This window comes from Sphingomonas sp. Y38-1Y, assembly GCF_032391395.1.
Lineage (GTDB): Bacteria > Pseudomonadota > Alphaproteobacteria > Sphingomonadales > Sphingomonadaceae > Sphingomonas.
The window spans coordinates 2,394,155-2,414,791 of the sequence record NZ_CP135916.1 but is presented as its reverse complement, the minus strand read 5'-3'; the positions used below and the strand labels follow the sequence as shown (position 1 = coordinate 2,414,791).

Genomic DNA, 20,637 nt, shown 5'->3' with positions numbered 1-20,637 from the left:
CCGACGGCCAGCTAGGGGATCAGCCGGTCGGCGCGCAGCCGCTCGAACAAGGCGAAGAACGCCTCATCGGTTGCCTGATAGTCGAGGAAGCCCAGCTTACGGCTCTTCGACATGTCGGTCACGACCTCGATCGGGCGGCCGAGATCGGCGTCGGTGTGCCAGGGCGAGGCCAGGCGGTCGAGATCGGGTTCGACCAAGCCCTCTCGCTGTGCGATCCCACGCCAAGGCTCCGATAGGCCCTGCATCTGATCGGCGAGCGGGCGGGCGGTGCCGTCGAAGGGTGCTGGCGTCAGACCGAACCACTCGGCGATCTGCCCCCACATCCATTGCCAGCGAAACACGTCGCCATTGACGATGTTGAACGCCTCGTCATGCGCGGCGGGCGTTTCGGTCGCCCAAAGCAGTTGTCGAGCGAGCTGCCCTGCATCGGTCATGTCGGTGAGACCCCCCCACTGCGCGGCCGAACCGGGGAACACGAAGGGACGACCGAGCTCGCGGCACAGCGTGGCATAGACGGCGAGCGTCGTGCCCATGGTCATGGCGTTGCCGACCGCCTTGCCGATCACGGTATGCGGGCGATGCACGCTCCAGCTGAAGCCGTCGCGCGCGGCGGCGGCGAAGACCTCGTCCTCCTGAGCGTGATAGAAATTGTCGATGTCGAGGCGGCCCTGCGTCTCTCGGAACGGAGTCTGGGGCAAGCTGCCCTGGCCATAGGCCTCGAAGGGGCCGAGATAATGCTTGAGCCCGGTGACGAGCGCGACGTGACGCGGACCGTTAGGACGGGGCAGCGCATCCAGCAGATTGCGGACCATCGCGCTGTTGACGCGGATGTTCTCCGCCTCGCTGTCCTGCCGCAGCCAGGTGGTGATGAAGACGGCGTCGGGCGAGAGGCCGCCGATTGCCGCGCGCGTGCCGGCGGCGTCCAACAGGTCGGCGGCGACCGGGACGACCCCGTCCTGTGCGACGGGCCGCCGCGCCAATCCGTGAACCCGCCAGCCGCGCTCGACCAGCAGACGCGCCGCCGCGCTGCCGACGATCCCGCTTGCACCCACGACCAGGGCAGTCTTGCTCATCATCGTTCCGATCGGATTGCGGCCGGCTGAAATGCACGGCCGTTCCGTCACTTAACGATGCAGGAGCAGTCTCTATCCCTCAGCCGGCGACGGGCAGCCGCACGACGCCATCGTCTCCAAGCTGAAGCGGGCCGTACGCCACCACCGCTTCCAGCGGCAGCGCGCCGTAGATGTGCGGGAACAGCTGCCCGCCGCGGCTTTCTTCCCACTTCACCGTCTCGCCCAGCGCTTCCAGGTCGACCGCCGCGACATGAAGATCGGCCTGCCCGGCGAAGTGCTTGTCGACCGTCTCGGTGAGCTGCGCGGCGGTGGACAGATGGACGTAGCCGTCGGCGAGATCCACCGGCGCGCCGGCAAAGGTGCCGTCCGCCTCCAGCGCGGCCATCTGATCGGCCGTTAACACCTTGTAGGCGAGTGTCGGACGATCATTCGGCATCGTCGTCATCCTCTTCCTCGACACGCTCGCTGAGCGTCGCTTCGCTGGTGCCGTCGTCGACGACGATCGCCTTGTCGGCTTCGAGCTCGGCCAGTTCCTCGCGCTCCTCAGCGATCAGCGCCTCAGCGGCGTTCTCGGGCTCTGGCTCCTCGTCGATGCGCGCGACGCCCACGACATGCTCGCCGTCGCCGACGTTGAACAGCCGCACGCCCGCCGAGCCGCGGCCGATGACGCGCAGCGACGTGAGCGGCATGCGGATCAGCTTGGCCTGGTCGGTGACGAGCATGAGCTGGTCGCTCTTGGAGGCGGGGAAGCTGGCGACCACCGGGCCGTTGCGGCCGATATTGTCGATGTTCGTGATGCCCTGGCCGCCGCGGCCGGTGCGGCGATACTCATAGGCGGAGGACAGCTTGCCATAGCCGTTGGCGCAGACGGTCAGGATGAACTGCTCGCGCGCCTGAAGCTCGGCATAGCGTTCCTGATCGGCCATCTCGCCATCGCGCTCGGGCTTCCAGGCGGCGAAGCGGAGATACTCCTCGCGCTCGTCCTGGTCGCGGATGCCGGCGCGGTGGAGGATCGACAGTGAAATCACCTCGTCGTCGGTGCGCAGGCTCATGCCGCGCACGCCGGTCGAGTTGCGGCTCTGAAATTCGCGAACGTCCTCGCCGGGGAAGCGGATCGCCTTGCCCTGGCGGCTGGCGAGCAGGACATCGTCGCCCTCTTCCAGCAACGCGACGCCGATCAGGCGATCGTCGGCGTCCTCACCCTCGAACTTCATCGCGATCTTGCCGGCGGTGGGCACGTTGGTAAACGCGTCCATCGAGTTGCGGCGGACCGAGCCGCGCGCGGTCGCGAACATGACGTGGAGCTTGCCCCACTCGGCCTCGTCCTCCGGCAGTGGCAGTACGGTCGAGATCGTCTCGCCCGCCGCCAGCGGGAGGAGGTTGACCATCGGTCGCCCGCGCGTCGCCGGCCCGCCCTCGGGCAGGCGCCACACCTTCATGCGATAGACGCGGCCGAGCGTGGAGAAGAACAGCACTGGCGTGTGCGTCGAGGTGACGAACAGGTTGGTGACCGCATCCTCGTCCTTGGTCGCCATGCCGGCGCGGCCCTTGCCGCCGCGCGCCTGGGCGCGGAACGCATCGAGCGGGGTGCGCTTGATATAGCCCTGCATGGTCACGGTAACGACCATGTCCTCGCGCTCGATCAGGTCTTCGTCCTCGATCCCGTCGGCGGCGGCGGCGATCTCGGTCCGGCGCGGGGTGGCGAAGGCGTCGCGCACCTCGACCAGCTCGCCGCGCATCACTTCGTAGAGCTTGACGCGGTTGCCGAGGATCTCGAGCAATTCGGCGATCGAGGCGGCGAGTTCGGCAAGCTCGCCGCCGATCTCGTCGCGGCCGAGTGCGGTCAGGCGGTGGAGCCTGAGGTCCAGGATCGCGCGGACCTGGACGTCGGACAGGCGATAGGTGTCGCCCTCGACCTCCTCGTCCATCGCCTCGACCAGGTGGATGTACTGGATGATCTCGCCGATCGGCCATTCGCGCATCAGGAGCGCGTGGCGGGCCGCCGCGGGGCTTTCCGACCCGCGGATGATGCGAACCACCTCGTCCAGGTTGGTGACCGCGATGACGAGGCCGAGCAAGATGTGCGCGCGGTCGCGGGCCTTGGCCAGCTCGAACTTCGAGCGGCGGGTGATGACCTCCTCGCGAAACCGGACGAAGCTCTCGATGATGTCACGCAGGTTGAGGAGCTCGGGCCGGCCGCCGCGGATCGCGAGCATGTTGGCGGCGAAGCTCGACTGCGCGGGCGTGTGGCGCCAGATCTGGTTGAGCACGACTTCGGGCGTCGCGTCGCGCTTCAGGTCGATGACGATCCGCACGCCCTCGCGGTTCGATTCGTCGCGAATGTCGCTGACGCCCTCGACGCGCTTGTCCTTCGCGGCCTCCGCGATCTTCTCGACCAGCGCGTTCTTGCCCTGCTGGAAGGGGATCTCGGTCAGGACGATCGAGCGGCGCTCACCGCGCTGTTCGAAGGTGTGGCGGCTGCGCAGGATGATCGAGCCGCGGCCGGTGCCGTGTGCGCTTCGGATGCCCGAGCGGCCGAGGATGATCGCGCCGGTCGGGAAGTCGGGGCCGGGGACGATCTCCATCAGCTCGTCGGCGGTCACCGCACCCTGGCTGTCGACATAGGCGAGGCAGGCGTTGACGACTTCGCCCAGATTATGCGGCGGCACGTTGGTCGCCATGCCGACGGCGATGCCGCCCGCGCCGTTGACGAGCAGGTTGGGAAAGCGCGCCGGAAGGACGGTCGGCTCATGCTCCGACCCGTCGTAATTGGGCTGGAAGTCGACGGTGTCCTTGTCGAGGTCCGCCAGCAGTTCGTTGGTGACGCGGGCCAGCCGCGCCTCGGTATACCGCATCGCCGCCGGCGGATCGGGGTCCATCGAGCCGAAATTGCCCTGGCCGTCGATTAGCGGCACGCGCATCGACCAGTCCTGGGTCATGCGGGCCAGCGCATCGTAGATCGCGGTGTCGCCGTGCGGATGGTACTTACCGATGACGTCGCCGACGATGCGCGCCGACTTGCGATAGGGCTTGTTGTAGGTGAAGCCGCTCTCGCTCGCCGAGAACAGGATGCGGCGATGGACGGGCTTCAGGCCGTCGCGAACGTCGGGCAGCGCGCGCGCGACGATGACCGACATGGCATAGTCGAGATAGCTCGACTTCATCTCGTCGACGATCGAGATGGGGGAAATGTCCGAAGGGTCGGCGAGCAACGTCTCGTCGGTCAAGGCAGGCTTTCGCTTTCGTGTGGAGGTTCTGTGACGGTCCTAGACCCCTCCGCCCGGCCGAACAAGCCTCGCGCACGCGTGCGCGTGGGGGAGCCGCCGTGACTTGCCGTGACCGGGTGCCGTGTATCCGATCTTCTCGTCACCCCGGCCTCCGAGCCGGGGTCCCGCTTCTTCTGCCTCCTGACGAAGAAGAAAGAAGCGGGACCCCGGATCAAGTCCGGGGTGACGATGTGGCTGGGCGCGCGAGTTCGGTCAGAACGGCACCTCGGCCCCGTCCCAGGCGAAGACCTTGCCGCTGTCCTGCGGCTTTAGCCCTTCGATCACGTCGAGCAGTTGCAGCGCCGCGCGGTCGGGGGCGAACAGCTTTCCGGGCGCGACGTTGCCCTGGAACGGCTTGGACAGATCGGTATCGACCGTGCCCGGATGGAGGCCGACGACAATCGCGCGCTCGCTCCGCCGCTTCAGCTCGATCGCGACGTTGCGCAGGAGCATGTTGAGCGCCGCCTTCGACGCGCGATAGCCGTGCCAGCCGCCCAGCGCGTTGTCGCCGATCGATCCCACCCGCGCCGACAGCGCCGCGAACACGGGCGTGCCGCTCTTGGGAAGCAGGGGCACGAAATGCTTGGCGACCAGCGCCGGCCCGATCGCGTTGATGGCATAGACACGCGCCAGCCAGTCGGCGTCGATATCCTTGAGCGCCTTTTCGGGGCCGTGGCCGCCCTCGTGCAGGATGCCCGTCGCGACGATCACCAGCGTCGGCGCCGGCCCCGCTGCCACACGCGCGGCCGCGGCGGCGATGCTCGCCTCGTCGGTCAGGTCGAAGCCGTCGGCGCGCGAGAAGCGCCAGACGCGGTCGTGGTTGCCCTCTTCCTCAATCGCGTCGGCCAGTGCCTTGCCCATCCCGCCCGAGGCGCCGATGATGACTGCCGATCCCATCGCGCCGCGCTAGGGAGCGGCCGCGCGGGCGTCAATTCGGACCGGCGGGAGCGCAGGCGTTCAAAAAGCGTTCACCGCCCGTCTGCCACGGACGGACGCAAGCGCGTCGGCTTGAATGCCGCCGCCGGGGCATTTAGGGGCTAAGGTCCCCCGAGAGGAGAAGTTTACCCATGTCGATCGTGACCAAGGCCGCGCTTACCGCGATGCTGGCGCTCGGCGGCGTCGCCGTCGCGACCGCGTCGCCGGCCGCTCCCGCCCAGAAGCAGAAGAAGGGCAAGGAGGGCGAGGCCCCTGCGCTCAAGGTCGGCGAGGAGTTCCGCAAGGCGGCGATGGCCGCGCAGACCGCGCTCCAGGCCAACGACACCGCGACTGCCGACACGCAGCTGACCGCGGCCGAAGCGCTCATCAAGAACGACGACGAGAAGTATTTCGCCGCGCAGCTCCGCCTGCCGCTCGAGGCGCGCAAGAAGAACACCGCGGGTATGAAGGCCGCACTCGACACGCTGCTCGCCGACCCGCGCACGCAGGACAAGCCGCGCCTGACCTTCGTCCGCGGCGACATCGCGCGCCAGGAGAAGGACTATCAGGGCGCGCTGCGCTATCTCCAGCAGGCGCAGCAGCTCGGCTACAACGATGCCGAGAACCTGACGCTCAGCATCGCGCAGACCCAATTCGACCTGGGCAACGCGCAGGGCGGTGTCGCCGAGCTCGAAAAGGCGGTGCAGGCCAAGAAGGCGGCCGGGCAGCCGGTTCCCGATTCGTGGTACGACCTTGCCGTCGCTAAGCTTTATGGCGCCAAGGATTCGGCAGGCGTCAGCAAGTGGCTGCGCATGCAGCTCAACGACTATCCCAACGCCAAGAACTGGCGTCGCTCGCTGCTCGTCTATCGCGACAGCGCGCAGCTCGACAATCAGGGCAAGCTCGACCTGTTCCGCCTGATGCGCCAGACCAAGTCGCTGGCGGACCAGAACGACTATCTCGAATATGCCGACATCGCGTACCGCGTCGGCCTTCCGTTCGAGACCAAGGCTGTGATCGAAGAGGGCCGTGCGGCCGGCAAGATCCAGCCGACGGGCCTGGCGCAGCTGCTCAATGATGCCAACTCGGCGATCAAGGTCGAGGGCTCGCTCGCGGCGCTCGAGGGCAAGGCACGCTCGGCGGCGAACGGCAAGTCGGCGGCGCAGCTGGGCGACGCGTATCTGGGCAGCGGCAACTACGCCAAGGCGGTCGAGTTCTATAAGCTCGGCCTTCAGAAGGGCGGCGTGAACACCGAGGAGGTCAACCTCCGCCTCGGCAACGCGCTGGTCGGCACGGGCAACCGCGCCGAGGCGGGCACCGCGTTCGAGGTCGTGAAGACCCAGCCCAAGGCGGAGATCGCGACGTTCTGGAAGCAGTGGCTGGCGACGCCGGGCACGGCGACCGCGTCGAACTGATCCGGGTTCAGCGATGAAGAAGGGCCGGGGGGCGACCCCCGGCCCTTTTTTGTGCGCCGCTTGGCCGGCGTACGGGGCAGAAACCAAGTTGATTCCGGTCGATCCGCCATTTAGTCTGACTAAATAGAAGGATCGGGAGAGACTATGTCGAGCGTTACGGGCGGCCATTCGCGCCGCACCTTTCTGGCCGGGGTCGGGACCGGTGCCCTCGCGCTCGGCGCATCCGAGATCGCGATCGCCCAGACGTCCGCACCGCCACCGCCGCCCTCGGTCGCGTTCACCCCCAAACTCCAGCCCTTCGACATGGCCGACGTCGAATTGCATGAGGGACCGTTCCTCCACGCCCAGCGCATGACCGAGGCGTATCTGATGCGGCTGGAGCCCGACCGGATGCTCCACAACTTCCGCGTCAATGCCGGGCTCAAGCCGCGCGCGGCGGTCTATGGCGGGTGGGAGTCGGAGGCGACCTGGGCGGACATCAACTGCCACGGCCATACGCTCGGCCATTATCTGTCGGCCTGCGCGCTCGCCCATCGCAGCACCGGCGACAAGCGCTATGCCGCGCGCATCGACCATATCGCGCGGGAGCTTGCCGCCTGTCAGGTGGCCGCCAAGAGCGGTCTCGTCTGCGCCTTCCCCGATGGCCCGGCGCTGCTCGCCCGACACCTGCGCGGCGAGAAGATCACCGGCGTGCCATGGTACACGCTGCACAAGGTCTATGCGGGCCTGCGCGACGCGGTGCTGCTGGCCGACAGCAAGCCTTCTCGCGAGGTACTCATCCGGCTGGCCGACTGGGGTGTCGCCGCCTGCCGCCCGCTGAGCGATGCCGAGTTCGAGGCGATGCTGGCGACCGAGCATGGCGGCATGAACGAAATCTATGCCGATCTCTACGCGATGACCGGCAATGCCGAGTATCGCGAGCTGTCGCGGCGCTTCTCGCACAGGGCGATCCTCGATCCGCTCGCCAAGGGCCGCGATCATCTCGACGGCCTGCATGCCAATACGCAGGTGCCCAAGATCACCGGTTTCCAGCGCGTGTATGAGACGACAGGCGATCCGCGTTATCGCGACGCCGCGCGCTTCTTCTGGCGGACGGTCGCGCGCACGCGATCCTTTGCCAGCGGCGGGCATGGCGACAACGAGCATTTCTTTGCGCCGGTCGACACCGCCGAACACGTCTTCTCGCCCAAGGCGTCGGAGACCTGCTGCCAGCACAACATGCTGCGGCTGACGCGTGCGCTGTTCCTAGAGACGCCGACCGCCGAATATGGCGATTATTACGAGCGGACGCTCTACAACGGCATCCTCGCCTCGCAGGACCCCGACAGCGGGATGGCGACCTATTTTCAGGGCGCGAAGCCGGGGTACATGAAGCTCTATCACACGCCGGAGGACAGCTTCTGGTGCTGCACCGGCACGGGGATGGAGAACCACGTCAAGTATCGCGATTCGATCTACTTCCACGACGATCGCGCGCTCTACGTGAACCTGTTCATCCCCTCGGCAGTCGAATGGAAGGCGAAGCGTGCCAAGCTGACGCAGGTCACGCGCTTCCCCGACGAGGCGGCGACGCGGCTGCGCTGGTCGATGAAGACGCCGGCCGAGCTGACGCTGATGCTGCGCCATCCGGGCTGGAGCCGCGCGGCGGTGGTGCTCGTCAACGGGCAGGAAGTCGCACGGTCGGCGGCGCCCGGCAGCTATGTCGCGGTCGAGCGGCGCTGGCGCGATGGCGACGAGGTGACGTTGCAGCTCGACATGACGCCGCGGGCCGAGCCGGTGCCCGCCGCGCCGGACATCGTCGCCTTCACCTATGGTCCGCTGATGCTGGCGGGCACGCTGGGGCGAGAGGGACTGGCGCCGGGCGCGGACATCGTCGTCAACGAGCGATTGTTCGGCAAGTACAACGACAGGCCGGTCGCGGTGCCGCAGCTGGCCGGCGATCCGCAGGAACTGGCCGCGCGGATCGAGCGGCGTGGCGCGGGGCTCGACTTCACCGTGCCGGCGGCGGACGGCACGCCGGTACGGATGGTGCCTTATCATCGCATCGCGCATGAGCGGTACGCGACCTACTGGAAGCTGGCCTGACCTAGATCCTCCCCCGGAGGGGGGAGGGACCGCCGCAAAGCGGGGGTGGAGGGGCATGGCCGCAAGCGATGCGTTTGCGGCGAGTACCCCTCCGTCAGCCTGCGGCTGCCACCTCCCCCGCCGGGGGAGGATCTGCCGTTTGACGTTGCCGCCGGCGCTCTAGCCCGTAAACACGGGTGCGTGTTCACGCTGTCGCCTGACGAATGGGAAGTCGTCCGCCTGTCGCTGCTCGTCGGCGGGGTGGCGGTGGCGGCGACGTTGCCGGTCGCGTTCGCGCTCGCTTGGATCCTTGCGCGCGGCCGGTTTCCGGGACGCGTGCTGCTCGACGGGATCGTCCATCTGCCGCTCGTGCTGCCGCCGGTCGTCACCGGCTGGCTCCTCCTCATGGCGTTTGCGCCGGTAGGGCCGCTCGGTGGGCCGCTGGAGCGCTGGTTTGGCGCGAGCGTGCTGTTCCGCTGGACGGGGGCGGCGATCGCGGCGGGGGTGATGGCGCTGCCGCTGATGGTCCGCGCGATGCGACTGTCGATCGAGGCGGTCGACCGCCGGCTGGAGGGCGCGGCGCGGACCCTGGGGGCGGGGCGGCTGGACAGCTTCTTCAGCATCACGCTCCCGCTGAGCCTGCCTGGCGTGCTCGCGGGCGCGGTGCTGGGTTTTGCACGCGCGCTGGGGGAATTCGGCGCGACGATCACCTTCGTCTCGAACATCCCGGGCGAGACGCGGACGCTGCCGATCGCGATCTATTCGGCGCTCCAGGTGCCGGGCGGCGATGCGCAGGTCTGGCGGCTGGCGGTGGTGTCGGTCGTGCTCTCGCTCGCCGCGCTGATCGCGTCGGAGGCGCTGGCGCGTGGGCGGAGCGGCCATGTCCTTTGAACTGTCGCTGGTGAAGCGCCGTGGCGATGCGCTGGTGTCGGCGCATGTCGAGGGCGGGGCGGGGGTGACGGTGCTGTTCGGCCCGTCGGGCGCGGGCAAGACCAGCGTACTCGACATGGTGGCGGGGCTGCTCCGTCCCGACGAGGGGCGGGTGAGCGTCAACGGCCGCACGCTCTTCGACAGCGCCGCGCGCATCGACCTGCCGCCCGAGGCACGGCGGGCGGGTTATGTCTTCCAGGACGGGCGGCTGTTCCCGCACCTCAGCGTCGCGGCGAACCTGCGCTATGGCGAGCGGCGGGCGGCCGGCAAACGGCGGTGGATCGACTTCGACGCTGTCGTCGCCCTGCTGGGGATCGAACACCTGCTCCGCCGCCGCCCCCGCAGCCTTTCAGGCGGCGAGGCGCGCCGCGTGGCGATCGGGCGGGCACTGCTCAGCGCGCCGGACTTCCTGCTCTTGGATGAGCCGATGAGCTTCCTCGACGTCGCCCGCCGCGAAGAAGTCGCGCGCGCGGTCGAGGACGTTCGCGATCGGCTGAAGCTTCCGATCCTGCTGGTCACGCACGATGCGGAAGAGGCGGAGCGGCTGGGCTCGCGGATTGTGCGAATGTGATCTCCTAAGTTCCTCCCCGGAGGGGGAGGGAGACCGCCGCAAAGCGGGGGTGGAGGGGTAGTCGCCTCCAACGAAACGTAAGCGCTCGAGGAGACCTACCCCTCCGTCAGGCCTGCGGCCTGCCACCTCCCCTTCCAGGGGAGGATCTTGGAGCCACCACCCACAAAAAAACCGCCGCCCGGCACCCCGGACGGCGGCTTTTTCAACTCACATCCGAACCGACGATCAGTCGTTCAGATACTCGCCCGCATCGGCGTCGGTGCCGGTGCCCGAGGGCGCGACTTCGGCCAGCGGGTCGTTGCCCGTGCCCTGGGCGTCGCGGACCGAGCGCGCCAGTTCGGCGGCGTGCTCTTCCTCGGCCGAGTTCGGGGCGACGATCATCGCTTCCGCCATCCGGCGCTGCGCGACGCGAAGCGCCGCATCGCGCGACGATGCCGCAACGCGCATCCGGTTCATGCCCGCGCCGGTACCCGCCGGGATCAGGCGGCCGACGATGACATTCTCCTTCAGGCCGTTCAGTGTATCGACCTTGCCCTGGACCGAAGCCTCGGTCAGCACGCGGGTCGTCTCCTGGAACGAAGCGGCCGAGATGAAGCTGCGGGTCTGCAGCGACGCCTTGGTGATGCCCAGGAGGACCGGCTTGCCCTGAGCAGGCTGCTGGTTCTTGTCGAGCTTCGAGTTGGCCTCGTCCATCTCGTCACGATCCAGCTGCTCGCCCTTCAGGAGCGTGGTGTCGCCGCCGTCGGTGATCTCGACCTTCTGCAGCATCTGGCGAACGATCACCTCGATGTGCTTGTCGTTGATCTTCACGCCCTGGAGTCGATAGACTTCCTGGATTTCGCTGACCAGATACTCGGCCAGCGGCTCCACGCCCATCGTCTCGAGGATGTCGTGCGGATCGGGCGAACCGCCGATCAGGTTGTCGCCGCGCTTGACATAGTCGCCTTCCTGCACGTCGATGACCTTCGACTTGGGGACGAGATACTCGACCACCTCGCCACCATCGTCGGGCTGGATGCCGATCTTGCGCTTCGCCTTGTAGTCCTTGCCGAACAGGACGCGGCCCGAGACCTTGGCGATGATCGCCGAGTCCTTGGGGGTACGCGCCTCGAACAGCTCGGCGACGCGCGGCAGACCGCCGGTGATGTCGCGGGTCTTGGCCGATTCACGGCTGGCACGGGCAAGCACGTCGCCCGCCTGGACCTGCGCACCGTCCTCGACCGACAGCACCGTGCCGGGCGCGAGCATGTAGCGGCCGCTCTCGCCCGACGCTTCGTCGAGCAGCGTCAGGCGGGGACGAAGATCCTCCTTCGCCTTGCCGCGATACTCGGTGACCACGCGCTGCGAGATACCCGTCGCATCGTCGGCCTGCTCGGTCAGCGTCTTGCCTTCCATCAGGTCCTGATACTTCACGATGCCGGGGTTCTCGGTGATGACCGGCATGGTGAACGGGTCCCACTCGGCCATGCGATCGCCCTTCGACAGGACGTGCCCGTCGTCGAACATTACATAGGCGCCGTACGGGATGCGGTGCGTCGACAGCTCGCGGCCGTCCATGTCGAGGATCGCGATCTCACCCGAGCGCGACAGCGTGACGCGGCGACCACGCTGGTCGACGATCAGGCGCAGGTCGCGGAACTCGACGGTGCCGTCGACCGGCGCCTCGAGGTTGGACTGCTCGTTGAGCTGCGCCGCACCACCGATGTGGAACGTACGCATGGTCAGCTGCGTGCCCGGCTCACCGATCGACTGCGCGGCGATGACGCCGACCGCCTCACCGATGTTGACCGGCGTACCGCGGGCGAGGTCACGCCCGTAGCACTTGCCGCAGACACCCTGCTTCGCTTCGCAGACCAGCGGGCTGCGGATCTTCATGCCCTGGATACCCAGCGCCTCGATCTGCGCGATCATCGGCTCGTCGAGTAGCGTGCCCAGCGGGATGACGACCTCGCCCGTCTTGGCGTCGACCACGTCCTCGGCCGTGGTGCGGCCCAGGATGCGCTCGCCCAGCGACGCGATGACCGAACCGCCCTGCACGATCGCCCGCATTTCCAGCGCGCGCTCGGTGCCGCAATCGTCCTCCATCACGACGCAGTCCTGCGACACGTCGACCAGACGGCGGGTCAGGTAACCCGAGTTCGCCGTCTTGAGCGCCGTGTCCGCCAGGCCCTTGCGGGCGCCGTGCGTCGAGTTGAAGTACTCAAGGACGGTCAGGCCTTCCTTGAAGTTCGAGATGATCGGCGTCTCGATGATCTCGCCCGACGGCTTGGCCATCAGCCCGCGCATGCCGGCCAACTGCTTGATCTGCGCCTGCGAACCGCGGGCACCCGAGTGGGCCATCATGTAGATCGAGTTGATCGGCTTCTCGCGGCCGGCGAACTCGCCGTCCTCGTAGCGCTTCACCGCCTTGATCTCGTCCATCATGGCCGCCGCCACCTGGTCGCCGCAACGGCTCCAGGCGTCGATCACCTTGTTGTACTTTTCCTGCTGGGTGATGAGGCCGTCCTGATACTGCTGCTCGTAATCCTTCACGAGCGCACGCGTCTCATCGACCATCGCTTCCTTGGCGGCGGGGATGATCATGTCGTCCTTGCCGAACGAGATGCCCGCACGGAAGGCGTGACGGAAACCGAGCGCCATGATCGCGTCGGCGAACAGCACGGTCTCCTTCTGGCCGGTGTGGCGATAGACCTCGTCGATCACGTCGCCCACGTCCTTCTTGGTGAGGAGGCGGTTGACGATCTCGAACGGCACCTTGTGGCTCTTCGGCAGCGTCTCGCCCAGCAGCATGCGGCCCGGCGTCGTCTCGAAGCGCTTGAGGTACTGCTTGCCGTCCTCGTCCGTCTGCGGAACGCGGCTGACGATCTTGGTGTGGAGCGTCACCGCGCCGTTGAACAAAGCCTGGTGGACCTCCTCCATGTCGGCCAGCACCATGCCTTCACCCGGCTCGCCCGACTTCTCGAGCGAGAGGTAGTAGAGGCCCAGCACCATGTCCTGCGACGGCACGATGATCGGCTTGCCGTTCGCGGGCGAGAGGATGTTGTTGGTCGACATCATCAGGACGCGCGCTTCCAGCTGCGCCTCAAGGCTCAGCGGAACGTGGACGGCCATCTGGTCACCGTCGAAGTCGGCGTTGAACGCCGAGCAGACGAGCGGGTGCAGCTGGATCGCCTTGCCCTCGATCAGAACGGGCTCAAACGCCTGGATGCCCAGACGGTGAAGCGTCGGCGCGCGGTTCAGGAGGACGGGGTGCTCGCGAATGACTTCGTCGAGGATGTCCCAGACTTCCTTGCGCTCCTTCTCGACCCACTTCTTGGCCTGCTTGAGCGTCATCGACAGGCCCTTGGCGTCGAGCCGGGCGTAGATGAACGGCTTGAACAGCTCGAGCGCCATCTTCTTGGGCAGGCCGCACTGGTGCAGCTTGAGCTCCGGACCGGTCACGATGACCGAACGGCCCGAATAGTCGACGCGCTTGCCGAGCAGGTTCTGGCGGAAGCGGCCCTGCTTGCCCTTGAGCATGTCGGACAGCGACTTGAGCGGACGCTTGTTGGCACCCGTGATCGTCCGGCCGCGACGGCCGTTGTCGAACAGGGCGTCGACGGCCTCCTGCAGCATGCGCTTTTCGTTGCGGACGATGATGTCTGGCGCACGCAGCTCCATCAGCCGCTTCAGGCGGTTGTTGCGGTTGATGACGCGGCGATACAGGTCGTTGAGGTCCGACGTCGCGAAGCGACCGCCGTCCAGCGGCACCAGCGGGCGCAGCTCGGGTGGGATGACCGGCACGACGTCCAGGATCATCCACTCGGGACGGTTGCCCGAATCGATGAAGCTCTCGACGACCTTGAGCCGCTTGATGATCTTCTTGGGCTTGAGCTCCGACTTGGTGGTCGCGAGTTCCTCGAGCAGGTCGCGGCGCTCACCCTCAAGGTCGAGGTCCATGAGCATCGCCTTGACCGCCTCGGCGCCAATCCCGGCCGAGAACGCGTCCTCGCCATACTGGTCCTGCGCGTCGAGCAGCTCGTCCTCGGTGAGGAGCTGGAACTTCTCGAGCGGGGTCAGGCCCGGCTCGGTGACGATGTAGCTCTCGAAGTAAAGCACGCGCTCAAGCTGCTTGAGCTGCATGTCGAGGAGCAGGCCGATGCGGCTCGGCAGCGACTTCAGGAACCAGATGTGCGCGACCGGCGCGGCCAGCTCGATATGGCCCATGCGCTCGCGACGGACCTTCGAGACGGTGACCTCGACGCCGCACTTCTCGCAGACGATGCCCTTGTACTTCATGCGCTTGTACTTGCCGCACAGGCACTCGTAGTCCTTGATCGGACCGAAGATGCGCGCGCAGAACAGGCCGTCACGCTCGGGCTTGAACGTGCGATAGTTGATCGTCTCGGGCTTCTTGATCTCGCCGAACGACCACGACCGGATGCGGTCGGGCGAAGCGATGCCGATCTGGATCTGGTCGAAGGTCTCGGTCTTGGCGACCGGGTTCGCGAAGTTGGTCAGTTCGTTCATTTTCTTACCTCATAGCCCTCTCCCCTTCAGGGGAGAGGGTTGGGAGAGGGGAAGTCCGGAGAGGGAAGTGGGTCTCACTGCCCCTCTCCCCGGCCCTCTCCCCTGAAGGGGAGAGGGAGAAGAAGGCTTACTCCGCCGCCTCGGCCAGCTCGTCGCCGTCGTCCATCGACTTCAGCTCGACGTTGAGACCCAGCGAGCGCATTTCCTTGACGAGCACGTTGAAGCTCTCCGGAATGCCGGCCTCGAAGGTGTCGTCGCCCTTGACGATCGCCTCATAGACCTTGGTACGGCCGACCACGTCGTCGGACTTCACCGTCAGCATTTCCTGCAAGGTATACGCCGCGCCGTAGGCCTGGAGCGCCCAGACCTCCATCTCGCCGAAGCGCTGGCCGCCGAACTGCGCCTTGCCGCCCAGCGGCTGCTGGGTGACGAGGCTGTACGGCCCGATCGAACGCGCGTGGATCTTGTCGTCGACCAGGTGGTGCAGCTTGAGCACGTACTTGTACCCCACCGTCACCTTGCGATCGAAGCGATCGCCGGTGCGGCCGTCATACAGGTCGACCTGACCGGACTCGTCCAGACCCGCCAGGCGGAGCATCGCGGTCACGTCCGCCTCGACCGCGCCGTCGAACACCGGGGTGCCCATCGGGACGCCCTTGCGCACGTGGCTGGCCAGGTCGGCGATCTGCTCGGGGCTGCGCGCCTCGATCTCGGCGGCGTAGTTGTCGCCGTAGATCTCGGTGAGCAGCGCCTTGACCGCCTCGGGCGGCTCGCCTGCCTGCGGGTTCGGGTTCGCCTCGCGCCAGCTATCGAGTGCCGCACCGATCTTGCGGCCAAGGCCGCGAGCGGCCCAGCCCAGGTGCGTCTCGAAGATCTGCCCGACGTTCATGCGCGACGGCACGCCCAGCGGGTTGAGCACGAAGTCGACCGGCGTCCCGTCCTCGAGGAAGGGCATGTCCTCGGCCGGCAGGATGCGGCTGATGATGCCCTTGTTCCCGTGACGCCCAGCCATCTTGTCGCCCGGCTGGAGCTTGCGCTTGATGGCCACGAACACCTTGACCATCTTGAGCACGCCCGGCGGCAGCTCGTCGCCGCGCTCCAGCTTCTCACGGCGATCCTCGAACTTCTCACGGATACGCTTGGCGGCTTCGTCGTACTGGGCCTTCACGCCTTCCAGGTTGGCCTGGACCGCGTCGTCGGCGACGGCGAACTTCCACCATTCGTGACGCTCGACACTTTCCAGCAGCGCGTCGTCGATGGTCGAGCCCTTCTTGGCGCCCTTCGGCACACCCGTCGCGACCTGCCCGATCAGCATGTCGCGAAGGCGCGACCAGGTCGCCCGGTTGAGGATGCCGCGCTCGTCGTCCGAGTCCTTCTTCAGGCGCTCGATCTCCTCGCGCTCGATCGCCATCGCGCGCTCGTCCTTGTCGATGCCGTGGCGATTGAAGACGCGAACGTCGACGATCGTCCCCGACACGCCCGGCGGCAGGCGCAGCGACGTGTCGCGCACGTCGGACGCCTTTTCGCCGAAGATGGCGCGGAGGAGCTTTTCCTCCGGCGTCATCGGGCTCTCGCCCTTGGGCGTGATCTTGCCGACCAGGATGTCGCCCGGCTCGACCTCTGCACCGATATAGACGATGCCCGCCTCGTCGAGGTTGCGGAGCGCTTCCTCGCCGACGTTCGGGATATCGCGGGTGATGTCCTCCGGCCCGAGCTTGGTGTCGCGGGCCATGACCTCGAACTCCTCGATGTGGATCGAGGTGAAGACGTCGTCCTTGACGATACGCTCGCTGATGAGGATCGAGTCCTCATAGTTGTAGCCGTTCCAGGGCATGAACGCGACGAGCACGTTGCGGCCGAGCGCCAGCTCGCCGAACTCGGTCGAGGGACCGTCGGCGATGACGTCGCCCGCGCGCACCGGATCGCCCACCTTCACCAGCGGACGCTGGTTGATGCAGGTCGACTGGTTCGAACGCTCGAACTTCATCAGCGTGTAGATGTCGACACCGCTCTCGCTGGCATCGACGTCGCCGGTCGCGCGGATGACGATACGCGCCGCGTCGACCTGGTCGACGATGCCGTCGCGCTTCGCCGCGATCGCCGCGCCGGAGTCCCGCGCCACCGTCTCTTCCATGCCGGTGCCGACGAACGGCGCCTCGGCCTGGAGAAGCGGCACCGCCTGACGCTGCATGTTCGAGCCCATCAGCGCGCGGTTGGCGTCGTCATTCTCCAGGAAGGGGATGAGCGAGGCCGCGACCGACACCAGCTGCTTGGGCGACACGTCCATCAGCGTGATCTGCTCGGGCAGCGCCATCAGGAACTCGCCGCCCTGACGCGCCGACACCAGCTCCTCGGAGAAGCGGTTCTCGGCGTCGAGCGCCGCCGACGCCTGCGCGACGGTGTGCTTCTGCTCTTCCATCGCCGACAGATAGACGACCTCATTGGTCACCTTGCCGTCGATGATGCGGCGGTACGGCGTCTCGATGAAGCCATACTTGTTGACGCGGCTGAAGGTCGCGAGGCTGTTGATGAGGCCGATGTTCGGCCCTTCGGGCGTCTCGATCGGGCAGATACGGCCATAGTGCGTCGGGTGGACGTCGCGAACCTCGAAGCCCGCACGCTCACGCGTGAGACCGCCCGGCCCGAGCGCCGAGACGCGACGCTTGTGCGTCACTTCGGACAGCGGGTTGGTCTGGTCCATGAACTGCGACAGCTGCGACGAGCCGAAGAATTCGCGGACCGCGGCGACCGCAGGCTTCGCGTTGATGAGGTCGTTCGGCATGACGGTCGACACGTCGACCGAGCTCATGCGCTCCTTGACCGCACGCTCCATGCGCAGAAGACCGACGCGGTACTGGTTCTCGAGCAGCTCGCCCACCGAACGCACGCGGCGGTTGCCGAGATTGTCGATGTCGTCGATCTCGCCCTTGCCGTCCTTCAGGCCGACCAGCGTCTTGATGACTGCCAGGATGTCCTCGGTACGAAGCGTCGTCACCGTGTCCGGCGCGTCGAGGTCGAGGCGCATGTTGAGCTTGACGCGGCCGACGGCCGACAGGTCGTAGCGCTCCGGATCGAAGAACAGGCCCGCGAACAGCGACTCCGCGGTCTCCAGCGTCGGCGGCTCACCGGGGCGCATGACGCGATAAATGTCGGACAGCGCCTGCTCGCGCTCCTCGGCCTTGTCGGCCTTCAGCGTGTTGCGGATCCACGGACCCGTCGAGACATGGTCGATGTCGAGCAACTCGACACGGTCGATGCCGGCCTTGTCCAGCAGCTCCAGATTCTCGGCCGAAACCTCGTCACCCGCCTCGATATAGATCTGGCCGGTGGTCTCGTTGATGAGATCGAACGCCGAATAGCGGCCGAAGATCTCTTCGGTCGGGATCAGGAGCTCGGACAGGCCGTCCTTGGCCGCCTTGTTCGCGGCGCGCGGCGAAATCTTCTGCCCGGCGGGGAAGATGACCTCGCCCGACTTGGCGTCGACGATATCGAACATCGGCTTGGTGCCGCGCCAGTTCTCCGCCGCGAAGGGGATCTGCCAGCCGTTCGGACCGCGCACATAGGTGACGGTGTTGTAGAAGTGGTTGAGGATGTCCTCGCTGTTCAGGCCCAGGGCATAGAGCAGCGACGTCACCGGCAGCTTGCGCTTCCGGTCGATGCGGACGTTGACGATGTCCTTGGCGTCGAACTCGAAGTCGAGCCACGAGCCACGATACGGGATCACGCGCGCAGCGAACAGATACTTGCCCGATGCGTGCGTCTTGCCGCGGTCATGGTCGAACAGGACGCCCGGCGAACGGTGCATCTGGCTGACGATGACGCGCTCGGTGCCGTTGACGATGAAGGTGCCGTTGCCCGTCATCAGGGGCATGTCGCCCATGTAGACGTCCTGCTCCTTGATATCGAGAACCGAACGGGCTTCCGTATCGGGATCCACCTCGAACACGATGAGGCGCAGGGTGACGCGCATCGGCGCGGCATAGGTGATGCCGCGCTGGCGGCACTCTTCCTGGTCGAACTTGGGGCTCTCGAGCTCGTAATTGACGAAGTCGAGCTCGGCGGTGCCGGCGAAGTCGCGGATCGGAAACACGCTGCGCAGCGTCTTTTCCAGGCCGGAGACATAGCCGATCGAAGGATCGGAACGCAGGAACTGCTCGTAGCTCTCGCGCTGCACCTCGATCAGGTTCGGCATCTGCACCACTTCGTGGATGTCGCCGAACACCTTGCGGATGCGGCGCTTCAGCGTGCCGCCTTCGATTGCCTTGGTTGCCATAAGCTGCTGCTTGCCTCTTCAGCCAGAATTTCGGGCGCTGCAAATGCCATCAGGGACGCAAAAAGCCGCGTGTTCCGGGTGGAACCGCAGCTTTCGGGGCGTCCTGAAATAACCTGTCAGACCTATTCGTACGGCATGCTGCGCGACGGCACACCCTATCCCGGTCATGAAGGCAGAGCGGCGATATAGGCGGGGGTGGTGCGCCTGTCAAACAACAGGCGCACAAAAAGCGCCGCCCGGCGCGCGCGGGGACTAGCGGCGGCAGGGCATGCAGCGATAAAGCGCCGCCCCATGTTCCGGTTCCCCCTGTTGCTCGCCGCCGCGATCGTGCCGGCCGCGCCGTCGTTGGCGCAAGAGACGCCGCCCGCGCAGACGCCCGAGCGCATCCTGCCGCCGATCCGCTTCTCGCTCCCGCCGGGGGAGGGGCAGGAGACGCAGCCGGCGCCCACGCCGACCCCGACGCCCGTGCCGACCCCGGCGCCGCCGCGCATCGCGGTGCCGACGCCCACGCCGACCCCGCGGGCGACCCCGACACCGCGTCCGACACCCACCGCGACCCCGACGCCGACCGCCGCAGCGCCGGTGGCCGAGCCCGAGCCGCAGGTCGCGGCACCGGTCGCCGCAGCGCCCGAGCCTACGCCGACACCTACCCCAGAAGCTGCGGCGCCGGTCACCGAGCCGACGCCGGCCACGCCAGCCGCCGCATCGGAAGGCTCGTCCTGGCCCTGGATCCTGGGCGCGATCGTGATCGCCCTCGCGGTCGGCGCTTGGTTCTTCCTGCGCCGCCGCGCCAGCGACGGTTTCGTCGAGGCGCCGGTCGAGGTGCAGGCGCCGGAACCCGCACCCGTCCCGCCGGTACCTGTCCCGGCCACCGTGCCGCCGCCCGCGCCCGTCGCCTCGCCGCCACCGCCGCCGGCGCCGCGCCCGGTCACGCCGCCGGCGCCGCGCCCGGTCACGCCGCCGCCGCCGCCCGAGCCGCGGCAGTTCCTCTCGCGTCCCGCCGGTCCGCCGCTGCCGCCGCGCCCGGAAATCCCCGCCGGTACGATCACCGCGTTCCGCAATCCCGCACCGGCGCCGGCGGGCACCATCACCGCGTTTCAGCGGCCCGCGCCCGCGCTCGGCATTGAGCTTCAGCCGGTGCGCGCCGGCGTGACCGACGACAATGTCGGCTATTGCGAGTTCCAGTTCGCGCTGGTCAATTCGAGCGACCAGTCGGTCTCGGACATGCTGGTCTCGGCCTGGATGCTCGCCGCCAGCGCCGATCAGGACGAACGCATCCTCGCCCACCTGTCGGAGCCCGTCGATCCCGCCCAGCACAGCCGCTATGCGCTGAAGCCCGCCGAGCATCGTGAGCATCGCGCGACAATGGGCGCGCCGCTCGACCAGCTCAATATCGTCGAGGCGGGCGGGCGCCGCTTCTTCGCGCCGATCATCCTGGTCGATGCACGCTATCGCGGGCAGGGCGGGGCGCCGGGGCGCAGTTCGGCGGCTTTCATGATCGGCCGCCCGAACGCGACGACGGGCAAGCTCGTGCCCATCTATGTCGACCGCGGCGCGCTCAACGTCGAAGGGCTGGCGGTGCGGCCCTATCCGATCCGGTCATCGGCCGCCGCCTGATCGT

At 67.4% G+C, this 20,637-nt stretch carries 11 protein-coding genes; 5 read left to right on the top strand and 6 right to left on the bottom strand.

What is annotated here, in order from left to right; genetic code table 11:
* Positions 1 to 11: 11 nt before the first annotated feature.
* From RS883_RS11485 to RS883_RS11470, 4 genes are all read right to left on the bottom strand, one after another.
* Entirely contained in the window at positions 12 to 1,073 is a 1,062-nt protein-coding gene (locus tag RS883_RS11485; protein ID WP_315760334.1) for an SDR family oxidoreductase, read from the bottom strand.
* A gap of 79 nt (positions 1,074 to 1,152) precedes the next feature.
* Positions 1,153 to 1,509 (bottom strand): DUF952 domain-containing protein, encoded by a 357-nt coding sequence (locus RS883_RS11480; RefSeq protein WP_315760333.1) that lies wholly within the window; start codon positions 1,507 to 1,509, stop codon positions 1,153 to 1,155.
* Positions 1,499 to 4,300, bottom strand: coding sequence for a DNA gyrase subunit A (gyrA, locus tag RS883_RS11475; protein ID WP_315760332.1), 2,802 nt, complete (start codon positions 4,298 to 4,300; stop codon positions 1,499 to 1,501). The genes RS883_RS11480 and gyrA overlap by 11 nt, the downstream gene beginning before the upstream one ends.
* Before the next feature lie 252 nt (positions 4,301 to 4,552).
* Positions 4,553 to 5,236: an SDR family NAD(P)-dependent oxidoreductase gene (locus RS883_RS11470; protein WP_315760331.1), complete on the bottom strand. Its 684-nt coding sequence runs from the start codon at positions 5,234 to 5,236 to the stop codon at positions 4,553 to 4,555.
* 170 nt (positions 5,237 to 5,406) lie between these two features.
* Between RS883_RS11470 and RS883_RS11465 the strand changes: the two genes are divergently transcribed.
* From RS883_RS11465 to RS883_RS11450, 4 genes are all read left to right on the top strand, one after another.
* Positions 5,407 to 6,669, top strand: a complete 1,263-nt coding sequence (locus RS883_RS11465; protein ID WP_315760330.1) for a hypothetical protein — start codon at positions 5,407 to 5,409, stop codon at positions 6,667 to 6,669.
* A gap of 144 nt (positions 6,670 to 6,813) precedes the next feature.
* Entirely contained in the window at positions 6,814 to 8,754 is a 1,941-nt protein-coding gene (locus tag RS883_RS11460) for a glycoside hydrolase family 127 protein (RefSeq protein WP_315760329.1), read from the top strand.
* A 189-nt stretch (positions 8,755 to 8,943) separates the two neighbouring features.
* Positions 8,944 to 9,624, top strand: coding sequence for a molybdate ABC transporter permease subunit (modB, locus tag RS883_RS11455; protein WP_315765083.1), 681 nt, complete (start codon positions 8,944 to 8,946; stop codon positions 9,622 to 9,624).
* Positions 9,614 to 10,234 (top strand): ATP-binding cassette domain-containing protein, encoded by a 621-nt coding sequence (locus tag RS883_RS11450; RefSeq protein ID WP_315760328.1) that lies wholly within the window; start codon positions 9,614 to 9,616, stop codon positions 10,232 to 10,234. The genes modB and RS883_RS11450 overlap by 11 nt, the downstream gene beginning before the upstream one ends.
* 225 nt (positions 10,235 to 10,459) lie before the next feature.
* Here the strand turns inward: RS883_RS11450 and rpoC are convergent, their stop codons facing one another.
* Together rpoC and rpoB are read right to left on the bottom strand one after the other, a co-directional pair.
* Positions 10,460 to 14,743, bottom strand: a complete 4,284-nt coding sequence (gene rpoC / locus RS883_RS11445) for a DNA-directed RNA polymerase subunit beta' (protein ID WP_315760327.1) — start codon at positions 14,741 to 14,743, stop codon at positions 10,460 to 10,462.
* Between the two features lie 127 nt (positions 14,744 to 14,870).
* A complete protein-coding gene (gene rpoB, locus RS883_RS11440; RefSeq protein ID WP_315760326.1) occupies positions 14,871 to 19,016 on the bottom strand; it encodes a DNA-directed RNA polymerase subunit beta in 4,146 nt (1,381 codons plus the stop codon).
* 291 nt (positions 19,017 to 19,307) lie between these two features.
* On the opposite strand from rpoB, the gene RS883_RS11435 reads away from it, so the two are divergent.
* Positions 19,308 to 20,633 (top strand): hypothetical protein, encoded by a 1,326-nt coding sequence (locus RS883_RS11435; RefSeq protein ID WP_315760325.1) that lies wholly within the window; start codon positions 19,308 to 19,310, stop codon positions 20,631 to 20,633.
* The last annotated feature ends 4 nt before the right edge of the window (positions 20,634 to 20,637 follow it).